Here is a 403-nt window from a genome sequence, read left to right as displayed (position 1 = left end):
CAGGCGCAGGTCTTCGCGCAGCACCTGCTGGCATTCGCGCACCAGCGCCAGCCCGAGGTCGGCCTGCAGCGAGCGCTCGTGGAATTCGTCGAAGATCACCGCACCGTAGGCCGACAGTTCCGGATCATCCTGCAGCAGGCGCGAGAGGATGCCCTCGGTCACCACCTCGATGCGGGTCGCGGCGCCGACCCGGGTGTCGAGGCGGGTACGGTAGCCGACACGCTGCCCGGCTTCTTCGCCCAGCAGCGATGCCATGTAGCGCGCCGCCGAACGTGCCGCCAGCCGGCGCGGCTCCAGCATGACGATGCGCCGCCCGGCCAGCCAGGCAGGCTCGCCGGTGCCATCGCTGCCGGCGCGCGCGAGCAGCCCGAGCAGGGCCAGCGGCACGCGCGTGGTCTTGCCG

1 pseudogene is annotated in these 403 nt (G+C 72.7%); it reads right to left on the bottom strand.

From position 1 onward, the window contains the following. A pseudogene (locus C5S61_RS03865) lies at positions 1–403 on the bottom strand (ATP-dependent helicase HrpB); the annotation flags it as partial.

This window comes from Herpetosiphon llansteffanensis (assembly GCF_003205875.1).
Taxonomy (GTDB): Bacteria; Chloroflexota; Chloroflexia; order Chloroflexales; family Herpetosiphonaceae; genus Herpetosiphon; species Herpetosiphon llansteffanensis.
Note: the sequence above shows the minus strand (reverse complement) of the source record. Positions and strands in the feature narration are given on the sequence as shown.